Genomic DNA, 23,430 nt, shown 5'->3' with positions numbered 1-23,430 from the left:
CTTACAGTAACAGGTTTTATTATTTCACCTGTCTACCGTATGGGGAGCATATCAAGCCATGAACATGGCTGAGGGATACCCCTTGTTTTACTTTTTAAACAAATAGCCAAGCTCCAAGAGAAGCCGAGTCAGCCTTGGCTGTGTTTGAAATTTTCGAGGATGCCTACAAGAAAGAGGCTGCCCTTAAGCAGATTTCTGCTTTTGGGACAGCCTCTTGTTGGTTTCGCGCTTATTTGAATGGAATCGGGGGCCTTACATCCCCATCCAGCCTTTGATCATGATAAAATCCATGAATCCAAAGACTAGCAGCGCCACTACTCCGAAACCGATGGCAAATAGATTTTTCTTAGGGGCTGCCAGCTGCCGGAGCACACCGATGGCGATAATGATCGTAATCAGAAGTACGAACGGATCGAACCAAGTAAATGTGCTTGCGGTTTTTGCTGCCTCTTCAGCCAAAAACATGGAGAGACCTCCTTCTATATACAGAAATGCTTATACTAATCTTAGCTTGACTCGCTGCGAGTTGCAAGCGAATTATCCGGAACGATATTTCCAAAGCTGCGAATTCCATAGATATGTAACAAGATTGTCAACATTTTCTGAAGGCCCGCCGGGTCGATCAAAGTATAATACAAACCCGCATTAATTATAATAAATCGTTATAGCGTTGTTCATCGCAAACGATTTACTCGACCTCTTAAAAGTGTTACTATAAGTGTAGTTTATTTTTCACACCAGTTTGATCGGAATTATTTCCACACGTCAAGGAGGAGCATACACCATGGCCTATGAAGCTATTTGGGCGGCCGATACGTCCAAATTAAACAAAATGGAACTCGTAAAGTTGGAGAAAGACGGTCTTGACGTCATCCGCACTATCATCGAAAAATACGCTCACGAGGGTTACAGCTCGATTACCCCGGATGATATGAATCTGTTTAAATGGGCTGGCGTCTATGAGCAAAAGCCGAAAGACGGTCACTTCATGATGCGTGTCCGCGTGCCTTCCGGTATCATGACAACCGCTCAAGCACGCGCTATGGCGGACATCGCCAGAGATTACGGCCGCAACCTGGTGGACGTTACGACTCGTCAAGCCATTCAATTCCACTGGCTGACTGTCGAGCAGCTGCCGGACATTTTCAACCGTCTGGAAAAAGTCGGCCTCTATTCTTATGAAGCATGCGGTGACTGCCCGCGTACCATTGTCGGCAACCCGCTGGCCGGTATCGACAAAGACGAGCTTTTCGACACAACGGCGCTGGTTAACGAAGTCAACGATTTCTTCTTGTTGAACCGTGATTTCTCAAATCTGCCGCGCAAATATAAAATGTCCATTTCTTCTAATATTTATAACTCCGGCCATGCCGAAATTCAATGCTTGGCATTTACACCGGCATCCAAAGTGATTGACGGTCAAGAAGTGCTTGGCTTCCATGCATGGGTTGGCGGCGGTTTGTCCGCGAAGCCTCACCTTGCGAAAAAACTTGACTTGTTCGTTCGTCCAGAGGAAGTATTGAAAGTCGCGATCGGCGTCACAACGATCTTCCGTGATTACGGTTACCGCGAGAAGCGCCATCATGCCCGTCTGAAATTCCTCGTAGCCGATTGGGGTCCAGAGAAATTCAAAGAAAAGCTGGTTGAAGTCATCGGCGAAATGCCTTCGCTTGGCGAAGATCGAGTCGTTGGCTGGACAGCAGCCTATTTCGATGGCGTGCACAAGCAAAAACAAGAAGGCTTGAACTATATCGGCCTTAGCGTTCCGGTTGGCCGCTTGAGCGGCGATGAGTTATCCGAATTGGCCGAAATCGCCGATACTTACGGCGACGGACATATCCGGACAACCGTATCGCAAAACATCATTATTTCAGGAGTTAAGGACGAGAACGTCGATAAAGCGTTGGCTGCCAAAGTTCTGGAGCGCTTGACGCCGAACCCGAAACACTTCATGAGCCGCACGGTATCCTGTACGGGCAACGAGTTCTGTAATTTGGCCGTCGTTGAGACGAAAGAGCGGGCTCGTGCCGTTGCCGAATATTTGGACAAAAATGTTGAACTCGATGAAGAAGTGCGCATTCACTTCATCGGCTGCCCGAACGCATGCGGTCAGAAGCACATCGCCGATATCGGTTTGCAGGGCGCTTTGGTGAAGACGCCGGAAGGCATGGTCGATGCATTCGATCTATCGGTTGGCGGTATTCTTGGACCTGGCGCAAAATTCAACGAGACGTTGAAAGGCCGCGTGAAAGGCGATCAAGTAGGTCCGGTTCTGGAACAATTAATCCTGTTCTTCAAAGAAAACCGCGGTCCGGAAGAATCGTTCCATCAATTCGTCGGTCGTGTCGGCGTTCAAGCCTTCCAAGAAAAATTGACTTCGATTCTTGCCGAAATCGCATACGTATAATACCGTTAGTTAAAAAGCACGGGTTTGCTTCTTAGGAAGCGAGCCCGTGCTTTTTCTTAAGATGTGGATACCTTGTCCAGACGATCTCCGTCCGCGCGGAACAACCATGTTCCAGCCTTCGAGAGAAGCGAATAAAGGACGGATCGCCCGGCTGTTGCCGTTCAATCCGTCCCTTCCACAGACAGGTGGCTTTGCTAAACCGCTGCATCCTCCAACGCCTTCAGACGTTTGAAGTAATCCTCGGATCGGGCCTTATCCCGCTCAAGGATCGGCTTTAAGTACTTGCCGGTATAAGAGCCCTCTACTTTCACGATATCCTCCGGCGTTCCCGTAGCGACAATCATGCCGCCGCGGCTTCCACCTTCCGGTCCCAAGTCAATGATGTAGTCGGCGGTCTTGATCACATCCAGGTTATGTTCGATGACCAATACGGAGTCTCCGTTCTCTACCAACCGGTGCAGCACTTTCAACAAACGGTCGATATCGTCGATATGCAGGCCGGTCGTCGGTTCATCCAAGATGTAGATCGTCTTCCCTGTGCTGCGGCGATACAGTTCCGCCGCCAGCTTGACGCGCTGTGCTTCACCGCCGGAGAGTGTCGTCGCCGGTTGTCCCAAGTTCATATAGCCGAGACCCACATCAAGCAGCGTCTGCAGCTTGCGATGAATGCGCGGGATGTTTTTGAAAAACTCGCAGGCGTCTTCAATGGTCATCTCGAGCACTTCCGCAATGCTCTTCCCTTTATATTTCACTTCGAGCGTCTCGCGGTTGTAACGTTTGCCCTTACAAATCTCGCAAGGCACGTATACATCCGGCAGGAAGTGCATCTCGATTTTGATGATGCCGTCGCCTCGACAAGCTTCGCAGCGCCCGCCCTTCACGTTAAAGCTGAAACGGCCCTTCTTATAACCCCGCACCTTCGCTTCGGTTGTATTCGAGTACACATCGCGAATATCGTCGAATACGCCCGTATACGTGGCCGGGTTAGAACGTGGAGTACGCCCGATCGGCGATTGATCGATGTCGATGACTTTGTCGACATGCTCCAGGCCTCTAAATTCCTTATATTCGCCGGGCTTTACCTTTGCCCCGTTCAGTTCTTTGGCAAGCGTCTTATACAGGAGCTCGTTAATTAGTGTACTCTTGCCCGAGCCGGAAACTCCCGTCACACAGCTGAACACGCCGAGCGGAAATTTCACGTTCACGCCGCGCAGGTTGTTCTCTTTGGCTCCGCGGATTTCGAGCCACTTGTCGCCCGGCTTACGGCGCTCTGCCGCGATCGGGATGAACTTACGACCGCTCAAGTATTGACCGGTGAGCGAATTCGCATCTTCCATAACTTCCTGCGGCGTGCCTTGGGCGATCACCATCCCGCCGTGTATACCCGCGCCAGGACCGATATCGATGATATAATCAGCCGCCAGCATCGTATCCTCGTCATGCTCGACGACGATCAACGTATTGCCGAGGTCGCGCATATGCTCGAGCGTCTGAATCAGACGGTCATTGTCGCGCTGGTGAAGCCCGATGCTCGGCTCATCCAGAATGTATAGTACACCCATCAGACTGGAACCGATTTGCGTCGCCAGCCTGATCCGCTGCGCCTCGCCTCCTGACAACGTGCCAGCCGCCCGGTTCATGGCTAAATAATCCAACCCTACGTTAACTAAAAACCCGAGACGCGATTTAATTTCTTTGAGAATCAAATGCGCGATCGTCATCTCCCGTTCGTTCAAGGTCAGCGAATCGAACCATTCATGCGCCTCCCCGATCGACAACGAAGTGACGTGCGCGATGTTCTTGCCGTTGATCGTTACGGCGAGCGTCTCCGGCTTTAAACGGTGCCCTTTACACTTGGCGCAAGGCTTGGCGCTCATATACTGCTCGATGTGCTCGCGAATGCCTTCGGAGAACGTCTCGCGATAACGGCGCTCCAAGTTATTCACGATGCCTTCGAAGGCGACCATCGCTTCCTTCTTATGCCCGAAGTCGTTCTCGTATTTGAACTTCACTTTCTCGCCGCCCGTACCGTTCAGCAGCTTCTGCATCTGCTCTTTCGTCAGCTCCGATACCGGCACGTTCTGCGGGATGTTATAGTGCTCGCATACCGCGGCCAGAAACTGAGGGTAGTAGTTCGACGTGCTGCCCGCCCAAGCTTCGAATGCACCGTCTTCAATCGTGAGCTTCGGGTTCGGAACGAGCAGGTCCGGGTCAACGATCATCTTCTGTCCGAGACCGTCGCACTCCGGACAAGCCCCGAACGGGCTGTTGAAGGAAAACATCCGCGGCGCCAGCTCCTCGATGCTGAATCCGCATTCGGGGCAAGCCAGGTTTTGGCTGAACAACAGTTCTTCCTTCTCCATGACGTCTACGATCACTCGACCGTCCGCCAGCTTCAACGCGGTCTCCAGCGAGTCCGCCAAGCGCGTCTGAACGTCGTCCTTCACGACGATCCGGTCGACAACCACTTCAATGTTATGCTTTTTGTTCTTCTCAAGCTCGATCGTTTCGGACAAGTCGCGAATTTCGCCATTCACGCGGACCCGGACAAAGCCCTGCTTCTGAATGTCGGCGAGCAGCTTCGAATGCTCGCCCTTCCGGCCCGACACGAGCGGCGCCAAAATTTGCAGTCTCGTCCGCTCCGGGTACTCCATAATCCGGTCAACCATCTGCTCAACGGTTTGCGACGTAATCTCGATACCGTGCTGCGGACAATGCGGACGCCCTACACGTGCGAACAGCAAGCGCAGGTAATCATAAATTTCCGTCACCGTACCGACGGTTGAACGAGGGTTGCGGCTCGTCGTCTTCTGATCGATCGATATTGCCGGCGACAAGCCTTCGATCGAATCGACATCCGGTTTATCCATTTGACCAAGAAACTGCCGCGCATAGGCCGAGAGCGATTCGACATACCGCCGCTGCCCTTCGGCGTAGATCGTATCGAAGGCCAAGGACGATTTGCCGGAACCGCTCAAGCCCGTCAGCACGACGAATTTGTCGCGCGGGATGGTGACATCGATATTTTTCAAATTGTGGGCTCTGGCGCCCTTGATGACGATATTGTCTCTGGCCACTCGTTCTCCCATCCTCTCTTTCGTTACAGCTCGGCCTTCATCTCCAGAATGGCGTCGCGCAGCTCTGCGGCACGTTCAAACTGCAGGTTTTTGGCGGCTTCCTTCATCTCTTGCTCCAATCTTTCGATCAACGACATACGGTCTTTCTTCGACATCTTTGCTCCCTTGACGTCCGCCAAGTAGTCGGCCTTCTGCTCCGCAACCTTTGTCGCTTCGATGACGTCGCGCACTTTCTTCTGTATCGTCTGCGGCGTAATGCCGTGTTTTTCGTTGTAAGCCAATTGAATGGCGCGGCGCCGGTTCGTCTCGGTAATCGCTTTGTTCATCGAATCGGTTATTTTGTCGCCGTACATGATGACCCGGCCGTTCGCATTACGCGCCGCGCGCCCGATCGTCTGGATGAGCGAGCGCTCCGCGCGCAGGAAACCTTCCTTGTCGGCGTCGAGAATCGCCACCAACGAGACTTCGGGCAAGTCGAGACCTTCCCGCAGCAGGTTGATCCCGACCAGCACATGGAAGACGCCTAAACGCAGGTCACGCAAAATTTGCATTCGTTCGAACGTCTTGATTTCCGAGTGCAAATACCGCACTTTGACGCCGATCTCTTTAAAATAGTCCGTCAAATCCTCGGACATCTTCTTCGTCAGCGTCGTCACCAGCACCCGCTCGTCCTTCTTGATGCGATCCTGGATTTCTCCGAGCAGATCGTCGATTTGTCCCTTCGTCGGCCGCACCTCGATGATCGGATCGAGCAATCCTGTCGGGCGAATGATTTGTTCCACCATCTGCGGACACTTCTCGATCTCATACGGGCCTGGCGTCGCGGAGATATACACGATCTGGTTGATTTTCTTCTCGAATTCCTCAAAGCGCAGCGGACGGTTATCCAGCGCCGACGGCAGACGGAAACCGTGCTCGACCAGCACTTCTTTCCTGGCGCGGTCGCCGTTGTACATCGCCCGGATTTGCGGCAGCGTCACATGCGACTCGTCGATCATGATCAGCATGTCGTCCGGGAAATAGTCGAACAGCGTGTAAGGAGTCGCTCCGCGTTCGCGGAACGTCAGCGGTCCGGAGTAGTTCTCGATCCCCGAACAAAAGCCCATCTCCTGCATCATCTCGATATCATAACGGGTGCGTTGTTCCAACCGCTGCGCCTCCAAGAGCTTGCCCTGTCCGCGCAGCTCGGCCAGCCGCTCCTCCAGCTCCCGCTCAATGTTCACGAGCGCCACCTTCATCGTATCCTCGTGGGTCACGAAGTGGGAGGCCGGGAAAATCGCAATATGGTCGCGTTCGCCAATGATTTCGCCGGTCAGCACATCGATTTCCGTAATCCGTTCGATCTCGTCGCCGAACAGCTCGACGCGCACCGCCTGTTCCCCCCGCGAAGCCGGGAAGATTTCGATCACGTCGCCGCGGACGCGGAACGTGCCGCGGATAAAGTTCATATCGTTGCGCTGGTACTGGATGTCGATCAGCCGGTGCAAAATGTCGTTGCGCGAACGCTCCATTCCGACCCGCAGCGACAGCAGCAAATTGCGGTACTCCATCGGCGATCCGAGGCCGTAGATGCACGACACGCTAGCCACTACGATGACGTCGCGGCGTTCGAACAGCGAGCTGGTCGCCGAGTGGCGGAGCTTATCGATCTCGTCGTTGATGCTCGAATCCTTCTCGATGAACGTATCCGAGGAAGGAATGTACGCTTCCGGCTGGTAATAATCGTAATAGCTTACGAAATATTCCACTGCATTATGTGGAAAAAACTCCTTCAGCTCACTGCACAACTGCGCGGCCAAGGTTTTGTTATGCGCGATCAGCAGCGTCGGACGGTTCAGTTGAGCAATGACATGCGCGGCTGTAAACGTCTTCCCCGTTCCCGTCGCACCTAGCAGCGTCTGGTGCTTCTGTCCCGAGCGGATGCTCGATACCAGCATCTCGATCGCGTTCGGCTGATCCCCTTGAGGCGTATAGTCCGATACGAGCTGGAACTTCTTATCGCTTATGGTTACTTCGCTCATCTCATCACCCATTCATGAAAAGAGTGGAAATCTTCTAAAGTTTCGGTTACCGGATTCCGATAAAAAGGTAGGCCATCTATGTGCGTAGCTTCGACTCCGTTCGACTGCGTTCCTGTAATAGGAATATTTGTTCCCATACATTATACCTTTTTTCCGTTTCTGTTGCAAACGAACCCATTCGTCTTCCGTTCATTCCGAACGGATATTCCAATGACAAGCGACAGGTGACTGCCGTTATTCATATTTGAATCTCTAGGGGTGGAACGAAAGTGGATTTGATGACAATCATCGGGATCATCATCGGTATTGGAGGATTAATTGGCGGTTATATGATGGATGGCGGACATATTTCCGCGCTCTTCGTCCCAAGCTCCATGCTGATTATAGCGGGCGGCACGATCGGCGCCGTGCTTGTCAGCTTTCCGTTAAAACAAATTAAAGATATTGGCAAGGCGCTGAACATGGCCTTTCGCGAGAAGAAACAAGACCCGGGGCAAGTTATCGAGGAGCTCGTCGATATGGCGACCGTAGCCAGACGCGAAGGCGTCCTCGCTCTGGAGCAGCGTGCTCAAGAGAATGAGAATCCGTTCCTGCGGGACGGCTTGATGATGGTGGTCGACGGGACCGATCCCGAACTGACCCGCCAAATTTTGGAGCTGGAGATCGACGCTCTTGAAAATCACCACGAAGGCTGGGCCAAAATGTTCGAAGCCGCCGGCGGTTACTCCCCTACCATGGGGATCATCGGTACGGTAATGGGCTTGATTCATGTGCTCGGCAATTTGGATGACCCGGGAAGCTTGGGACCGGCAATCGCAGTCGCCTTTACGGCCACCTTGTACGGCGTAGGTTCCGCCAACCTCATTTTGCTGCCAATTGCAAGCAAAATCAAAGTTCGCAGCGCGGAGCAGGTCGCCGAAATGGAATTGATGCTGGAAGGGATACTAGCTCTGCAAGCGGGTGAAAATCCGCAATTGATTAAGAAAAAGTTGAGTTCTTTCCTCCTTCAAGATCACATTAAAGGCGAGAGCGCAGGTGAACCCGGTGGCGAGGAATAGGAGAAAGAAGCAGGCCGCGCCTCCCAATCACGAGCGCTGGCTGCTCAGCTACGCGGACTTTATTACACTCGTCCTGATTTTCTTCATCATCATGTATGCCATGAGCAAGATCGATGTTCAGAAATACGAAGTGCTGGCGAAAGCGTTGAAAATGGAATTCATGAAAGCCGATACGATTATGCCGCAGGGCCAAGGCATCATGGGTGCCGCAAACCCGTCCGCGGGTGGCGAGGACAACAAGACAGAGCAGGAACAGAATGATAACGCGGAGACCGGGAAGGAAGAACAGCAGCAGCGGGAAAAACAGCTGGAAGACCTGCTTCAGAAAGTGCAGGCCTATATTCAGGAAAACAACCTGCAAGCGCAAATATCCGCGGCAAATACGCCTCGCGGCGTAGCGGTCACCTTGAACGACTTGTTCCTATTCGATCTCGGGAAAGCCGACCTGAAGCCGGGAGCCTTGCCGATCTTGAACCAATTGGCAAGCTTGTTTCCTACTCTGCACGCGGTCATCAGTATTGAAGGACATACGGATGATTTGCCGCTGTCGACCGGCTCCGTGTATAAAGACAACTGGGGATTATCGCAAGCGCGTTCGTTGTCTGTCCTGCGCTACTTCGTCTATACCGCGCAGCTAGATCCGAAGAAGTTCGTCTCGACGTCTTATGCCGATACCCGGCCGGTGGCCGAAAACAACAGCGATGAGAATCGCGCGAAAAACCGCCGCGTTGAGATCGTTGTTCTAAGGTAACGCCATCTATGCAACGAGCCTGGGGCTTTCGCCTCAGGCTCGTTGTGCAACCCGACGTTCGGGCGTTGGGCTGGTATCCGCATGGGCCGATCACGAAATCCCTATTCCGTGCCGAAATGTCCGGATTGTCGTGACGCCTGCCCCTTACATGCTCTTCGAATTTTTTTCATTGCGGAGTAATCCGATCAAACGGCGGCTCAAGTATGCCCAAATCGATACCTGCTTCTCCTCCACATAGTACAGCACATCTTGGTCGGGAGCGAGTATAATGCCGAGCTGATGATGCTCCCCCGAGTAAAGCGCCCGTTTCAAGAAGCGGTTCTCCAGCGCCCCATCGAGCACTTCCAATCGGCAGAACGCCGGATTCAACTGCATCGCCTGATGCAGCGCCTGCTTGCTGCGAACCGGAACCCCGTTCACCTTGCTGACGATCTCACCGGCTTTAAGGCCGAGCTCCTCGGCCGGACTGCCCGGCAGCACGGCTAATATTTTCAGCCCTTTGTCCGTGTGTACATAAATCGGGCGGCGGCGGCCTTCATCCCAACGGCTATACACAATCATCGCCTCATGGAGCAAAATCGCAAATAAGCTTGCCGTGAACGTTAGCACCGGCAGCCATGCGCTTAAAGCGGCCAGCCCCAGTAAAATTAGCGCATACAAGATCAGTAAATTGGAACCGATCCTCGCCTTGTCCTTCGGCAATCGCGAGATTGTCATCTCCGTAAATCCGATCATGACGGGAAACCCCACAATCGTCCAGCCGTTCTGCCACAGCTCGCCCCCAAGCAGCGGCGTCCACGGAAGCAAAGGCCCGCCCGCCGCTTGCTGCAGCGGGACGACGAGAAACAGCGCCATCGGCCAAAAGCCCTGCAGCTGGTAACCGCCGACGATTCTTCCGCGCTTCCCCTCGACAAACATCGGCATGCCGAGCCGCGTTCCTTGCTTCCTTACGTAGATCGCCTCGGCCAAATGCAAGATAGCAACGAGCGCCAGCATGGCCGGTATGTCCAGCGCGAAGAGCGGTTTCGTCAGCCAAGCCCAGTCATCCGACTGCCTCACACCCGGGATCGCCGACAGCACCACCTGAAGCATTCCGATGACACCGACCGCATACGCCCAGCATAAGTATCTGACGCGCACGATAACGAGCAGCAGCGAGACGATCCATAACAGCAAGACCGCCTCCTGTTGAACCGTTACTCCGATACCTGCCATCAATACCGAGACGCATAACCCCCCGACCCATCCCCATAACACGATTCGCCACGTCTCCGGCAGGAGAGCGTGCAGCTTCGTAGAGAACAGCCTGCGTTCCATCGCGATTTGTCTGCGGTATTGCAAAATAATAAAGAGGATGCCCACATAATAAAAAGGATGCAGGAATAGCTGTACGATCGCTTGCAGCCCCTGCCACCCTAAAGCCTGAACCCAATCCATGGCGCGCTCCTTTGATCTGAATCAGAATAGTCCCTGGTCAAAAAAGAAAGAAGGTCGAATTCCGAGCGACTCGGAACCGCCTTCTTAATCATTTCGACGCAGGGCCGGCTATTTCCTGCCGCCCTCCTGAAATTGGCAGACAATCCGGTTATTTCACCGCTTGCTGCATCGCCTCGACCGCCGCCTTCAGCTGCAGATCGTTCTTCGGATCGCGGATAGCTGCAAGAATCGCTTTCTCCAGCTTGTTCGCCGTCTCCTTATCAACCTCGCCGGTTACCGGCAAGCCGTTTGACCGCTGGAACGTTTTGACCGCTTGCGCCGTCTTGTCGCTGTAGTACCCGTCCGTTCGTTCCGGATTCAAGCCGAGCCCCTGCAGCATGACCTGCAAGTTTTTCACGTCTTCGTTGTTCGAATCGGGCTTCAACGTTTCTTTTTTCGTCAGAGGGGCCGCTTTGAAGTAAGCCGGCTGCTCGACGGCCAGATCGGGAGCAATACCCTTCTTGTGAATCCATGTGCCGTTCGGCGTCAACCATTTGTACACGGTCATCTTAATGTTACTGCCGTCGCCCATCTCCTGCTCGAACGTAACCTGCACCGTGCCTTTGCCGAACGTCGTTTCGCCGATCAGCTTGCTGCCGACGGAATCGTGCAAAGCGCCGGCCAATATTTCCGAGGCGCTCGCACTGCCTTTATTAATCAGCACGGAAACCGGATAATTTTTGCCTGTGCCGTTCTCCGATTTCGTTTCTTCCCGAACACCCTTACGGTTCTCGATTTGTACAATCGTCTTGCCTTTCGGTATGAACGGCTCCACGATTTCGACGACGGCCGATAGCAGACCGCCCGGATCGTTGCGCACGTCGATGATCAGGCCCTTCATTCCCTTGCTCTCCAGGGCGGCCAGCTCTTCCTTAAAGCGCGCCGACGTATTGCTCGAGAACTGCCGGATCTCGATCTTCCCGATATTGCCCGGCAGCATCTCGCCGAATACCGTCTCCACATCGATATCATCACGCACCACGATCACCTGGATCGGGTCGCTCACGCCCGCACGAGCGACTTCCAGCTTTGCCTGCGTACCTTTCGGACCGCGGATTTTCATGATCGCCTGATTCAACGTCAAGCCGTCCAACTTCTCGCCGTTGACCGAAACGATCACGTCATTGGCGTGTAAGCCCGCCTTCTCGGCCGGCGAACCTTTGATCGGAGTCACGATCGTCACTTTGCCGTCTTCCGAGGTCACCTCCGCTCCAATCCCCTGGAAGGAAGAGGTGATATTCTCGTCGAATTGCTTCGCTTCGTTCTGATCCATGTACACCGTGAACGGGTCTTCCAGCGTTGCCAGCATGCCGTTGATGGCGCCATTCACGATTTTCTCGTGATCGACCTCGTTCAAGTACTTGCCGTTGATCAGCTGATACGTCGTCGCCAGTTTGTTGATATCCTTGCTGGTTAAGCCGGACTTCGCATCCGCAGCAGCCGCTCCGTTCCCGTTCTTCACCGCGGCGAAGATCGACGGGTTCACAATTGTCAGCGTCATGATGCTGCTTGCGAACATCGACAATAGTACAAAAGCCAATACCGTACGTCCCTTAAAAACCATGCCTCTCCCCACACCGCCTTTGCTGATCCCTAGTGCAACCGTTGCTTTGCCAGTCAAAGCCGGTTGTCCATTCACACTTCTTACATAACTTGTCTTTCTAGTTTATGACAAGCCCTGCCGAATTATGAACAGCGTCCGTTATCTTAAATAAGGTTTAGGATCGACGGGAGATTCATTAATCCGCACTTCAAAGTGAAGGTGATTCCCCGTCGAACGTCCGGTCGAACCGACCTCGGCGATCTTCTGGCCCCGCTTGACCGTGTCGCCCTTCTCCACGACGATGCCGTCGTTACGGATATGACCATACAGCGTCCATACTCCTTTGCCGTGGTCAATGATCACCGTATTCCCGTATCCGCTCCACCAGGAAGCGACGATGACGACGCCGTCCTCGGCTGCCAGAATGCTCGTTCCTGCCGGAGAAGGAAAATCGATACCGTTATGCGAAGACGATCTGCCTGTAAAGGGATCCTTGCGGGTTCCGAAATCTGATGACATATTGACGACTTTAGGAAGCGGATAGCCAAACTTCCCTCCGCTGTACGTATACACCGGCCCCGCCGCCTTCGCGCCCTTCGACTTAGCCGCCTCCGCCGCTTTGGCCTCTTGGAGCGCCCGCTGCTTGGCCGCCTCCTGGCTGGCCACCTTAACAAGCTGTGCCTCTACTTCCTCGCTGATATCCTCGAGCTCCTTCTCCTTCTGAGTCAGGCTCGCGATCTTCACTTCTTTCTCCTTCTCCTTGACCAGAAGATCGGCCTTGACCGCCGAAGTCTCCGCATACAAATTTTTAACCTCGGCGAGCTGTTTCTCAATCGCGATCCGTTTCTCGTCAATCGTGGCGCGGTCGCGCTTGTTCGCTTCCAGAATCTTTTTGTCCTGATTTACGATAGAACGCAAAGCTTCAAGCCTGTCCAAAAAATCGCTGAAATTGGTCGAGCTCAGCAGCACATCCGCGTACGAAACGACCCCGTTCATATACATCAGACGAAGCCGCGACCGGAGCATCTGATCGCGGGAGGTCACCCGCGTCTCGGCTTCTTCGAGCTGTTTCGCGTTTTCTTTCAGCGTTGCCGAAACTTCGGCCACTTTATCGTTCAATACGTTCAAGCTTTTATTCGTTTTGTCGATTTGGTCGAGAAGCGCGTTGATGTCGTTTGACGTTTGCTGCTTTTCCCTCGTAACTTGCGTTATTTGCTTCTCCGTCTCGTTCACCTTCTGCTGAACGGCGGATTTCGTTTTCTTCAGCTGGTTAAGCTCCTGCTCAATGCGCTGCGAAGCGGTCAATGCAAACCCGGCCTGGGGCACAATCGTAGCTCCGATAAGGCTTAAGGACAAGACAAGCGGCAGAAAAGACTTTTTCAACACCCGTTCCTCCCCAACAGTTGGTCTTTCAAGCTTACACTCTCAAAAACTTACGCACCGACAACACGCTTCCCCAAATGCCGATCATAACGCCAATGCCGATCAGCAGCACGGACGTCTTCCATGCGATATCATCGAAGGGCAGCAGCTTGATCAGAAGCAGATTCAAGTCCAACTGGATGGACCGCATCATCTGCCAGTAGCCGTACAACAGGATGCCAACCGGAATGACCGAACCGATAATGCCGAGCAGCGCTCCTTCGATAAAGAACGGCCAGCGAATGAACGAGTTCGTCGCCCCGACCAGCTTCATGATGGATATTTCGCGGCGCCGTGCGACAATTGTTATTTTAATTGTATTGGAAATTAAGAACATCGCCGTCAACGCCAAAGCCGCGACAAGCACAAGACCGACATTACGAACGATCGTGGTTACCTTGAACATCGTTTCGACGGTGCCTTGGCCGTAGCTGACGCGGTAGATCGGCTTGGCCGGCTTGCCTTCGTTCAATTTGTTAATTTCGCCGGCAACCGCAGCTACTTCTCGCGGTTCCGACACCTCGACGGTAAACGAATCGTTCAACGGATTGTTGTCGCCATTGAAGCCTTCAAGCAGCTGTTTGCCGCTCTCCCCAAGCTTCTCGCGCAAATACTCGAGTCCTTCTTCCTTCGACACGAATTTCACTTTATTGACCTTCGGCATGGCAGCAATTTCATTCTGCAGAAGTGCAATTTGATCCTGCGGCGTATTTACTTCCAAATACACGCGAATTTCGACCTGCTGCTCGATTTGTTGCGCCAAAAAATTCACGTTGAGCGACAGCAGCAGAAATACGCCTAATATAAACAAGGAGATCGTAATCGAGCTGATCGACGCGAACGACATCCAGCCGTTACGCAGCACATTCTTGGTCCCTTCGCGAAGGTGGCGTCCGGCCGTGCTAATCTTCATAGCCGTACTCACCTCTCACTTCATCGCGCGCGATTTTCCCCGATTCGATGGCAATGACGCGCTTGCGCATCGTGTTTACGATTTCTTTGTTATGCGTAGCCATGACGATCGTCGTGCCGCGAAAGTTAATTTCTTCCATCAGCTTCATAATGCCCCATGACGTTTCCGGATCCAGGTTCCCGGTTGGCTCGTCCGCAATAATGACGGACGGATTATTGACTATTGCCCGGGCAATAGCGACGCGCTGCTGTTCGCCGCCGGACAGCTGTGTCGGCAAGGAGTTTACTTTGTCCTTGAGTCGGACAAGCTCCAGCACTTCGAGCGTCCGTTTCTTAATAATTTTCTTCGGCGCTTCGATCACTTCCATCGCGAAGGCGATATTCTCGTACACCGTAAGCTTGGGCAGCAGGCGAAAGTCCTGAAAAATAACGCCGATATTGCGGCGAACAAACGGAATTTTACGCTGCTTCAGCTTCTCCAGATTAAAACCGTTAACGAAGATCGCGCCCTTGCTCGGACGCTCTTCTCTATAAATTAATTTCATGAAAGTCGATTTTCCCGCACCTGACGGACCGACGACATAGACGAATTCGCTTTGATCCACCTTGACGTTAATGCCTCGAAGGGCATGGGTGCCGTCAGGATACGTCTTCCAAACGTCCTGCATTTCGATCACGGTATCACATCCTGATTTTTTTAGCTGATCGCCATGTAAGTTTTAGTCTTAAACGCGCATCAGCTTTGACAAACGGGCAATTCCTTGCAAGACAAGGACGACGCAGCCGTTTATCTTGGCATCACTTATCGACAATTTACTTCTAGCCTTTAATAGTTCGACACAAACGCCTAAAATCCTTTAGTCTGTTGTGAATTTCTACATATTGCCACAATTCATTTCGCATTCGGAGCAACGCTTGCCTTTACGATCGGTCAAAGCGCATCGATTCAGCGGGGAACTGTCGGCTCCCGATCCAGGCAGTGGCAAGTTTCGTCCGACACTCGCATATATTTGAAACTATTTAAGTACGAGCTTATTTGGACAAAGGAGACCCGCTTATGCATACCTGGAACCGAATACTCGGTCCTGTTGCCATTGGTGTCTTAGCCACGGCCTTGGTCGGCTGCGCGGCTTTCGCCGCTTACGGCTCCTCTTCCCGCATCCCTGCTGGCGTTCATCTCGGAAACTGGCCTGTCGGCGGAATCACGTACGCCGAGTTCGATGCGCAAGTGAGCCAGCGCAAAGCCGCTTTCCTCGGCCAGTCCGTGAAACTGTCAGTACCACCGGCAGACGGGACCGGAGGCGGCAGCGCGCAGCTCACGCTCGGGCAGCTGGGGATCGAGCTGGACGAACAACCGCTGCGGCAGCGGATCGCAAGCCTGCGGGAAGGCTCGCTGTTTCACCGCGCCTGGGCGCGCTGGCAAGCAAGGGGGGGCGACTGGGCGATTCGCCCGGCCCTTGCGCCAGAGAAGCTTGGAGCTGCGCTGCAGGAAGCGTTCGCGCCCGTGTACCGCGAACAGCCGAAAGACGCCGTCCGGATCATCCGCCCGGACGATACGATCGACTATGCGCCGGAAAAACCGGCCCGGCGCATCGATGAGCCGCAGCTTGGGGAACGGCTCGCTGCCGCGCTGCCCGCGTGGGAGGTGCAGGTGGCCGACGCGGCCTCCGCGCCGCCCCTCGCGCTGGACGTGCCGATGCGCACGGTGAACCCGGCGGTGACGGTCCAGTCGCTGCAGCAGCAGGGCATTGTGCGCAAAATCGGCGAATTCGCCACCCGCTACCCGCCGGCTGCCGGTTCCGCCGCAGGCTCGGCAGGTAGGCTGCATAACGTGCAAGCGACAGCCGCCTCGCTGCAAGACGTCCTGCTCGCGCCCGGCGCCGTCTTCGATTACGCTCCCTTTATCGAACAAACGGAGAAAACAGCCGGCTACCGCGAGGCGCCGGTCATCGTCAACGGCAAGCTCGTCCCCGGCATCGGCGGAGGCATCTGCCAGGTCTCGTCGACGCTGTACAACGCCGTGCTCCGCGCCGGACTCACGATTGTTGAGCGGCGGAACCATTCGCTGCCCGTCAGCTACGTGCCGCTAGGTCAAGACGCGACGTTCGCCAGCGGCCATATCAACTTCAAGTTCCGTAACAGCACGAACTTCTATATGTTGATCCGCACCTATGCGGACGGAAGCGAGCTGAAGGTCAAGCTGTTCGGGCAGACACCTCCCGATACGACCTTTGATGTCGAATCCGTAACGGTCGACACCTTGCAGCCTTCGACAAAATATGTGCACAACCCGTCGCTGCGCAAAGGCAAAAGCGAAATCGTCGTCAAAGGAAAGCCCGGCTACATTGTCGAAACTTACCGTATTCAGAAGAAGAACGGGAACATTATCGGCCGGGAGAAAATATCGAGAGACACCTATGCCGCACAGCCGACCGTCATTGCGATCAATACGGGTTCCGGCTCCGGAGCGGATCGCTCGTCCCCGCATCCTACCGGAGATTCGCCCGTCCCTTATGTCGAGGACGGCGTAAAGGGGCCCAGCTTCCGTTAATGCATACGGCAGCCGCTAGCCTGTAAACCGATCAATAAAAAAACCTGCGGAAGCGGTTCCGCTCTCTTTCGAGAGACCCGAACCGCTTCCGCAGGTTTTCTGCGCTTTATAACTTCAGGCGCGACTTATCTGCTTTTCGCGTAAAACTCATCAAACCAAGCGGTCGAGACCGCAAGCGCCGCTTCCGCCCGTTCGACAGCCGCGCTCACCTGCGCCGTAGCCGTTCCGCCGTACACGTTGCGCGCATTCACGACACTCTCCGGTTGGAGCACCTGGTAGATGTCTTGATCGAACAGCTTGGAGAACTGGTGATACTCCTCCAGCTTCAGGTCGAGCAAATACTTGTGGTTTTGGATGCAGTAGAGCACCGTTTTCCCGATCACTTCATGCGCTTGACGGAATGGCATGCCTTTGTTAACCAAATAGTCCGCAATGTCGGTCGCATTGGAGAAATCCTGGTTCACGGCTTGTCTCATCCGGTCCTTATTCACCTTCATCGTCGCAATCATCGGCGCATACAGCTGCAGCGCGCCCTGGAGCGTGCGAACGGTGTCGAACATGCCTTCTTTGTCTTCCTGCATGTCCTTGTTATACGCGAGCGGCAGCGACTTCAGCACGGTCAGCAGTCCGAACAGGTTGCCGTACACACGACCGGTTTTGCCCCGCACGAGCTCGGCAACGTCCGGATTTTTCTTCTGCGGCATGATGCTGCTGCCCGTACAGAAGGCGTCGTCCAATTCGACAAACCGGAACTCCGTGCTGGACCACATGACAAATTCCTCGCTCAGCCGCGACAAGTGCATCATAATCATCGAAGCGTTCGACAGGAACTCCAGTATAAAATCCCGGTCGCTCACCGCATCGAGCGAGTTCTCGTACACGCGATCGAACCCAAGCTGCTCAGCGACAAAATGGCGGTCGATCGGGAACGTCGTCCCGGCCAGCGCCCCGGCTCCGAGCGGCAGGACGTTGACGCGCTTGTAGCTGTCCTGCAAACGCTCGGCGTCGCGCTGGAACATCGACACGTAGGCGAGTAGATGGTGCGCGAACAAAATCGGCTGCGCCCGCTGCAGGTGGGTATACCCCGGTACGATCGTATCCAGGTTATTCTTCGCCTGCTCGATTAGCGCTTCCTGCACTTTGTTCAGCAGTCCGACGAATTCCACGACCCGCTTGCGCAGCCACAGGTGCATATCGGTAGCCACTTGGTCGTTCCGGCTCCGGCCCGTATGCAGCTTGCCGCCGACCGAACCGACTTCGTCGATCAGCGCTTTCTCGATATTCATATGAATGTCTTCATCGCTGACCGAGAATTCGAGCTCGCCGCGGCGAATCATCCCTTGCACCTTGAGAAGCCCGTCTTTGATTTTCTCGACATCGTCCGCCGGCAGAATTCCGCATTTGCCGAGCATGGTGACGTGCGCCATGCTGCCCTGCACGTCCTCCTCGGCCAACTCCTTGTCAAACAAAATAGAAGCCGTATATTCTTCGACCAATTGGTCGGTTTTCTTCGTAAATCGTCCGCCCCAAAGCTTCGACACGTATTATTGCCCCCTATTTCCCGTCGTTCTGATGGACGCCAGCCGCTACGCGCAAACGGAGCGCATTGAGGCGAATAAAGCCTGTGGCATCGCCTTGGTCGTACGCTTTCGTCGGATCGGCTTCCATCGTCGCGATGTGCGGGTTGTACAAGCTGACCGGGCTTTTCACGCCGGCGCCGATGACGTTGCCCTTGAACAGCTTCAAGCGAACCGTACCCGTTACATTCTTCTGGCTCTCGGTCACCAGCGCTTGAATGGCCAGACGCTCCGGTGCGTACCAGAAGCCGTTGTACACGAGCGAAGCATATTTCGGAATCAAGGAGTCGCGCAAGTGCATCACTTCGCGGTCCATCGTGATCGACTCGATCTTACGGTGAGCGGTGAACAGGATCGTCCCGCCCGGCGTCTCGTACACGCCGCGGCTCTTCATGCCGACGAAGCGGTTTTCGACCATGTCGACGCGGCCCACGCCGTGCTTGCCGCCGAGTTCGTTCAGCTTCTCCATGATGTGCAGCGGAATCATCCGCTCGCCGTTGATCGCAACGCAGTTGCCTTGCTCGAACTCAAGCTCGATGTATTCCGCTTCGTCCGGCGCATCCGCAGGATCGACGCTGAGCAGGAACATGTCCTTGTTCTCCGGCGCGCTCGGATCGAACCAAGGATCCTCCAGCACGCCGCTCTCGTAGCTAATGTGCAGCAGGTTGCGGTCCATCGAATACGGCTTCGCGGCGGAAGCCGTCACGTTAATGCCGTGCTTCTCGGCGAAGGCGATCATTTCGGCGCGGCCCGGGAACTCCTCGCGGAAATTTTCCAGCCGCCATGGCGCGATGACTTCGACATCCGGCGTCAAAGCCGCGGCTGTCAATTCGAAGCGCACTTGGTCGTTGCCTTTGCCCGTCGCCCCGTGCGCGATGGCGGTAGCGCCTTCCGCGCGTGCGATCTCGACCATCCGCTTCGCGATCAATGGACGCGCAATGCTCGTGCCAAGCAAGTACTGCCCTTCATACAGGGCGCCCGCCTGGAACATCGGGAAAATGAAGTCGCGCGCGAACTCTTCGCGCAGGTCGTCGATGTATACTTTAGACGCGCCGGTGTTCAGCGCTTTTTCCTCAAGACCGTCGAGCTCATCCTTCTGTCCGATATCGGCGGTGAAGGCGATAATTTCTGCGTCGTACGTTTCCTTCAACCATTTCAAGATGATGGACGTATCCAACCCGCCCGAATACGCCAATACGATTTTTTGCTTTGCCATGTCGTTCCCGCTCTCCTTCTGATTTATCCTCACGCTTTCGCTTATGCCTTACGCGCCTGGCTTCCGGCGATGATTACATAATAGCGGCCATAACCGCTTTCTGGGCATGCAGCCGGTTCTCCGCTTGATCGAAAATGACCGAGTTTTTGCCGTCAATGACACCTTCCGACACTTCTTCCCCACGGTGCGCCGGCAGGCAGTGCATGAACAAGTAATCCGGTTTCGCGTATTTCACGAGCGCCTCGTTCACCTGGTAATCCTTGAACGCGATTTCCCGCTCCTTCTGCTCGGCTTCAAAGCCCATGCTCGCCCACACGTCCGTATACACGACGTCCGCGTTCGCCACCGCTTCTTTCGCATCGGTGCCTACATAAATGCCGGCGCCCGTCTTAGCCGCCATTTCGCGCGAAAGCTCCAGCACTTCGTTGTCCGGCTCGTAGCCTTTCGGCGTCGCTACGGCAAAGTTGATACCCAGCTTGGCTGCGCCCATCAAGAGCGAGTGCACCATGTTGTTACCGTCTCCGATATAAGCCACTTTGAGGCCTTCGAGGCGGCCCTTTTTTTCGAGCACGGTTTGGTAGTCCGCCAGCGCCTGACAAGGGTGGGACAGATCCGTCAGCCCGTTGATGACCGGGACCGTGGCGTTGCGCGCCAGCTCGATGACCGTCCGGTGCGCATAGGTCCGGATCATGATGCCGTCGAGGTACCGGGACATTGTCTGCGCCGTATCGTGAATCGTTTCGCCGCGGCCGATCTGCAGGTCGTTCCTGCTCAGAAACAGCGCATGGCCGCCCAGCTGGTACATGCCCACTTCAAAAGACACCCGCGTCCGCGTCGAAGACTTCTCGAAAATCATCCCCAGCGTCTTGCCCTTCAACGGCTGGTACGTCTCTCCCGCTTTCTGCTTCCGCTTCAGCTCAATCGCCAAATCGATCAAATACCGGATTTCCTCCGACGTATAGTCCACCAACCCGATAAAATCGCGGCCCTTCAATTGTACCGCCATATCTTCCTGCTCTGCCGTTTCCGTCATGGATGCAGCTCCCTTCACTTTCACAAAGTAATCGCCAATTCTGCTTTGCTTGAAACGTTCAGGCTCCTCTATACCGCTGCCGCCGCCGCTTTCGCCAACGTCTGGCAGATCGTGTCCAGTCCGCGGTCGATGTCTTCCTTGGAGATCAGCAGGCTCGGGGCCAAACGAATGACGTTCGGTCCGGCCGGCACGACAAGCACGCCTTGCTCGTGAATCGACTTGATCAGCTCCGCGCCCGATCCCGTCAATTGGATGCCGATCAGCATGCCCAGTCCGCGGATCGTCTCGACGAGCGGATTGCCGGCGAGCCTGCTTTTCAACTCGCTCATGATATAACTGCCCATCTCAGCCGCACGCTCCGACACGTTCTCCTGCAGCATCGTCTCCAGCGTCGCCAATCCGGCCGCCGTGGACAAGTAGTTGCCGCCGAACGTCGTCCCGTGGGAGCCGGCCGCGAAAGCGGTACGCAGCTTCTCTTTCCCGAGTAGCGCCCCGATCGGCATGCCGCTGCCCAGCCCTTTCGCCAAGGTCACGAGGTCCGGCTCGATGCCGAAGTGCTCGTAAGCGAACAGCTTGCCCGTCCGGCCGATGCCGGTTTGGATTTCATCCAGAATGAGGAGCAGGCCGTGCCGCTCGCACAGGTTCGCTACAGCCTTCACGAAGTCCGGATCGGCTGGGATAACGCCGCCCTCGCCTTGGACGAGTTCCAGCATGATGGCGCACGTTTTCCCCGTGATGAGCTTCTCCACCGCATCCGCGTCGTTGTACGGCGCATATACGAAACCCTCCGGCAGCGGGGAGAAGCCTTCCTTCACCTTATCCTGCCCGGTTGCCGTCAACGTAGCCAAAGTCCGTCCGTGGAACGACATGTTGAAGGTGATGATCTCGTAGCGCTCCCGCTGGTTAATGACCTTCTGATAGTATCTGCGGGCGATCTTGATCGCCGCTTCGTTCGCCTCCGCTCCGCTGTTGCAGAAGAAGACGGCGTCTGTGCAGCTGTTCTCCACAAGCAGCTGGGCCAGCCTCTCCTGCCCCGGGATGTGGAACAGGTTGCTCGTGTGCCAGAGCGTATCCACCTGCTCCTTCAAGCGCTCGGTCACCTGCTTCGGCGCATGCCCGAGGTTCGTGACGGCTAAGCCGCACATCAGGTCCAGGTACTCCTTGCCGTTCTCATCCCACAACCGGCTGCCTTCCCCCTTCACAAACGTAAAAGGATATCTGGCGTAATTCGGAAACAATGCGCTTTGAGCCTCTCCCATGTCGTTCACTCCTTTATATGTGAAAATAATTTCTCTACGCTTTGACGATGCGGGTGCCGATGCCTTCGCCCTTCAGCACTTTGCTTAACACTTGCGGCTCCGATCCGTTCACGATCACAACCTCGCGCACCTCGCCTTGAATGCACTGCACGGCTGCACGCACTTTCGGGATCATCCCGCCGTAAATATCGCCGCTTGCGATCATCTCGTCGATTTCCCGCACGGTGGCGGAAGGCAGCACCCGCTTCTCGCCATCCACCGTCTTCAGGATGCCCGGCACGTCGGTGACGACGATCATCCGCTCCACGCCGAGATGCGATGCGACCGCTCCGGCCGCCGTGTCGGCGTTGATGTTGTACCGCTGTCCGCCGTCGGCTCCGATGCCAACCGGCGCAATAACCGGCATGTAGCCCATGCCGACAATGCCTTGAATGAGCTCGGCGTTCACACGCGTCACGTCGCCGACGAGTCCGACTTCGTGCGCGTTCGCCACAGGCTGCGCCTGAATGAGATGGCCGTCCACGCCGGACAGGCCGACCGCGTTCGCGCCGAAGCGCTGAATGTTGCGCACGATCTGTTTATTAATTTGCCCGGCCAGCACCATCTCGACGACGTCGAGCACTGCCTCGTTCGTTTTGCGCAGCCCGTTCACGAACTCCGTCTCGATGCCCAGCTTGCCCAGCGTGTCCGAGATCGCCGGACCGCCGCCATGCACGATGACGGGAATTTCGCCTTCGGCCTGCAGCCGGGTCAAGTCTTCGAAAAAGACGTCCGGCAGCGCCGCTAATGTGCTGCCGCCGCATTTCATTACAAACATGTTCGCATCCCCCTCTTTCCCCCTTCCCGAAGGCGGAGGACCCTGCGCGCTTCGCCCCAAGCCCCCGAAAGAGTACGTGACTACCACGTGGCCGCCGTTGATGAGACGTCGGTGTGTGGGATCGCTTCTCGCACCGTGCCGGTGCACGCTTACCAGTCGGCGTTCTTCCGGTACGGGGGCCTGGGAGCTATGCGCTACTTCTTGTGTATCGTTCGGGCGGCCTGCAAGGAGCCGCGTTATGCCTTCGTTATGAAGCTTTAGTTCGAGCACGGGGTTGCTTATCATTGGACGGATTCGCCGCGTCCTCGAT

General features: G+C 55.2%; 17 protein-coding genes. 4 read left to right on the top strand and 13 right to left on the bottom strand.

Going from position 1 to position 23,430, the window contains the following annotated elements:
* Positions 1–252: 252 nt before the first annotated feature.
* Positions 253–465 (bottom strand): DUF2759 family protein, encoded by a 213-nt coding sequence (locus ACZ439_RS14295; RefSeq protein WP_127608691.1) that lies wholly within the window; start codon positions 463–465, stop codon positions 253–255.
* Positions 466–784: 319 nt separating this feature from the next.
* Here ACZ439_RS14295 and ACZ439_RS14290 point away from each other — a divergent pair, with 319 nt between their 5' ends.
* The gene (locus ACZ439_RS14290) at positions 785–2,407 is read left to right on the top strand and encodes a nitrite/sulfite reductase (RefSeq protein ID WP_127608690.1); all 1,623 of its coding nucleotides are present in this window, start codon (positions 785–787) and stop codon (positions 2,405–2,407) included.
* 194 nt (positions 2,408–2,601) lie between these two features.
* Here the strand turns inward: ACZ439_RS14290 and uvrA are convergent, their stop codons facing one another.
* Both uvrA and uvrB read right to left on the bottom strand, forming a co-directional pair.
* Positions 2,602–5,484, bottom strand: coding sequence for an excinuclease ABC subunit UvrA (gene uvrA / locus ACZ439_RS14285; protein WP_141336210.1), 2,883 nt, complete (start codon positions 5,482–5,484; stop codon positions 2,602–2,604).
* Positions 5,485–5,507: 23 nt separating this feature from the next.
* A complete protein-coding gene (gene uvrB / locus ACZ439_RS14280; RefSeq protein WP_054800367.1) occupies positions 5,508–7,505 on the bottom strand; it encodes an excinuclease ABC subunit UvrB in 1,998 nt (665 codons plus the stop codon).
* Between the two features lie 269 nt (positions 7,506–7,774).
* Between uvrB and ACZ439_RS14275 the strand changes: the two genes are divergently transcribed.
* Positions 7,775–8,563 carry a flagellar motor protein gene (locus ACZ439_RS14275; RefSeq protein WP_201317867.1) on the top strand — a complete coding sequence of 263 codons (789 nt, stop codon included), beginning with the start codon at positions 7,775–7,777 and terminating at the stop codon, positions 8,561–8,563.
* Positions 8,550–9,314 carry a flagellar motor protein MotB gene (locus ACZ439_RS14270; RefSeq protein ID WP_054798387.1) on the top strand — a complete coding sequence of 255 codons (765 nt, stop codon included), beginning with the start codon at positions 8,550–8,552 and terminating at the stop codon, positions 9,312–9,314. Before ACZ439_RS14275 ends, ACZ439_RS14270 begins: the two co-directional genes overlap by 14 nt.
* A gap of 144 nt (positions 9,315–9,458) precedes the next feature.
* Here ACZ439_RS14270 and ACZ439_RS14265 read toward each other — a convergent pair whose 3' ends face one another.
* The 5 genes from ACZ439_RS14265 to ftsE form a co-directional block, all read right to left on the bottom strand.
* Positions 9,459–10,751 (bottom strand): PDZ domain-containing protein, encoded by a 1,293-nt coding sequence (locus tag ACZ439_RS14265; protein ID WP_464619813.1) that lies wholly within the window; start codon positions 10,749–10,751, stop codon positions 9,459–9,461.
* Positions 10,752–10,899: 148 nt separating this feature from the next.
* Complete coding sequence (locus ACZ439_RS14260; protein WP_141336211.1) at positions 10,900–12,354, bottom strand: S41 family peptidase; 1,455 nt, start codon at positions 12,352–12,354, stop codon at positions 10,900–10,902.
* A gap of 138 nt (positions 12,355–12,492) precedes the next feature.
* Positions 12,493–13,719 (bottom strand): murein hydrolase activator EnvC family protein, encoded by a 1,227-nt coding sequence (locus tag ACZ439_RS14255; RefSeq protein ID WP_464619812.1) that lies wholly within the window; start codon positions 13,717–13,719, stop codon positions 12,493–12,495.
* 31 nt (positions 13,720–13,750) lie between these two features.
* A complete protein-coding gene (gene ftsX / locus ACZ439_RS14250) occupies positions 13,751–14,668 on the bottom strand; it encodes a permease-like cell division protein FtsX (RefSeq protein ID WP_127608684.1) in 918 nt (305 codons plus the stop codon).
* Positions 14,658–15,344, bottom strand: coding sequence for a cell division ATP-binding protein FtsE (gene ftsE / locus ACZ439_RS14245; protein WP_054798385.1), 687 nt, complete (start codon positions 15,342–15,344; stop codon positions 14,658–14,660). The genes ftsX and ftsE overlap by 11 nt, the downstream gene beginning before the upstream one ends.
* A 380-nt stretch (positions 15,345–15,724) precedes the next feature.
* Between ftsE and ACZ439_RS14240 the strand changes: the two genes are divergently transcribed.
* Complete coding sequence (locus ACZ439_RS14240) at positions 15,725–17,218, top strand: VanW family protein (RefSeq protein ID WP_464619811.1); 1,494 nt, start codon at positions 15,725–15,727, stop codon at positions 17,216–17,218.
* Positions 17,219–17,343: 125 nt separating this feature from the next.
* On the opposite strand, the gene argH is transcribed toward ACZ439_RS14240, so the two are convergent.
* From argH to argB, 5 genes are all read right to left on the bottom strand, one after another.
* A complete protein-coding gene (gene argH, locus ACZ439_RS14235; protein WP_127608682.1) occupies positions 17,344–18,759 on the bottom strand; it encodes an argininosuccinate lyase in 1,416 nt (471 codons plus the stop codon).
* Between the two features lie 13 nt (positions 18,760–18,772).
* Entirely contained in the window at positions 18,773–20,011 is a 1,239-nt protein-coding gene (locus ACZ439_RS14230; RefSeq protein ID WP_127608681.1) for an argininosuccinate synthase, read from the bottom strand.
* A gap of 73 nt (positions 20,012–20,084) precedes the next feature.
* Positions 20,085–21,044 (bottom strand): ornithine carbamoyltransferase, encoded by a 960-nt coding sequence (gene argF / locus ACZ439_RS14225; RefSeq protein WP_127608680.1) that lies wholly within the window; start codon positions 21,042–21,044, stop codon positions 20,085–20,087.
* 68 nt (positions 21,045–21,112) lie between these two features.
* Positions 21,113–22,303 (bottom strand): acetylornithine transaminase, encoded by a 1,191-nt coding sequence (locus tag ACZ439_RS14220; RefSeq protein ID WP_054797844.1) that lies wholly within the window; start codon positions 22,301–22,303, stop codon positions 21,113–21,115.
* Between the two features lie 34 nt (positions 22,304–22,337).
* The gene (gene argB / locus ACZ439_RS14215) at positions 22,338–23,120 is read right to left on the bottom strand and encodes an acetylglutamate kinase (protein ID WP_464619810.1); all 783 of its coding nucleotides are present in this window, start codon (positions 23,118–23,120) and stop codon (positions 22,338–22,340) included.
* Between the last annotated feature and the right edge of the window lie 310 nt (positions 23,121–23,430).

The organism is Paenibacillus sp. JCM 9796, assembly GCF_055379675.1.
Note: the sequence above shows the minus strand (reverse complement) of the source record. Positions and strands in the feature narration are given on the sequence as shown.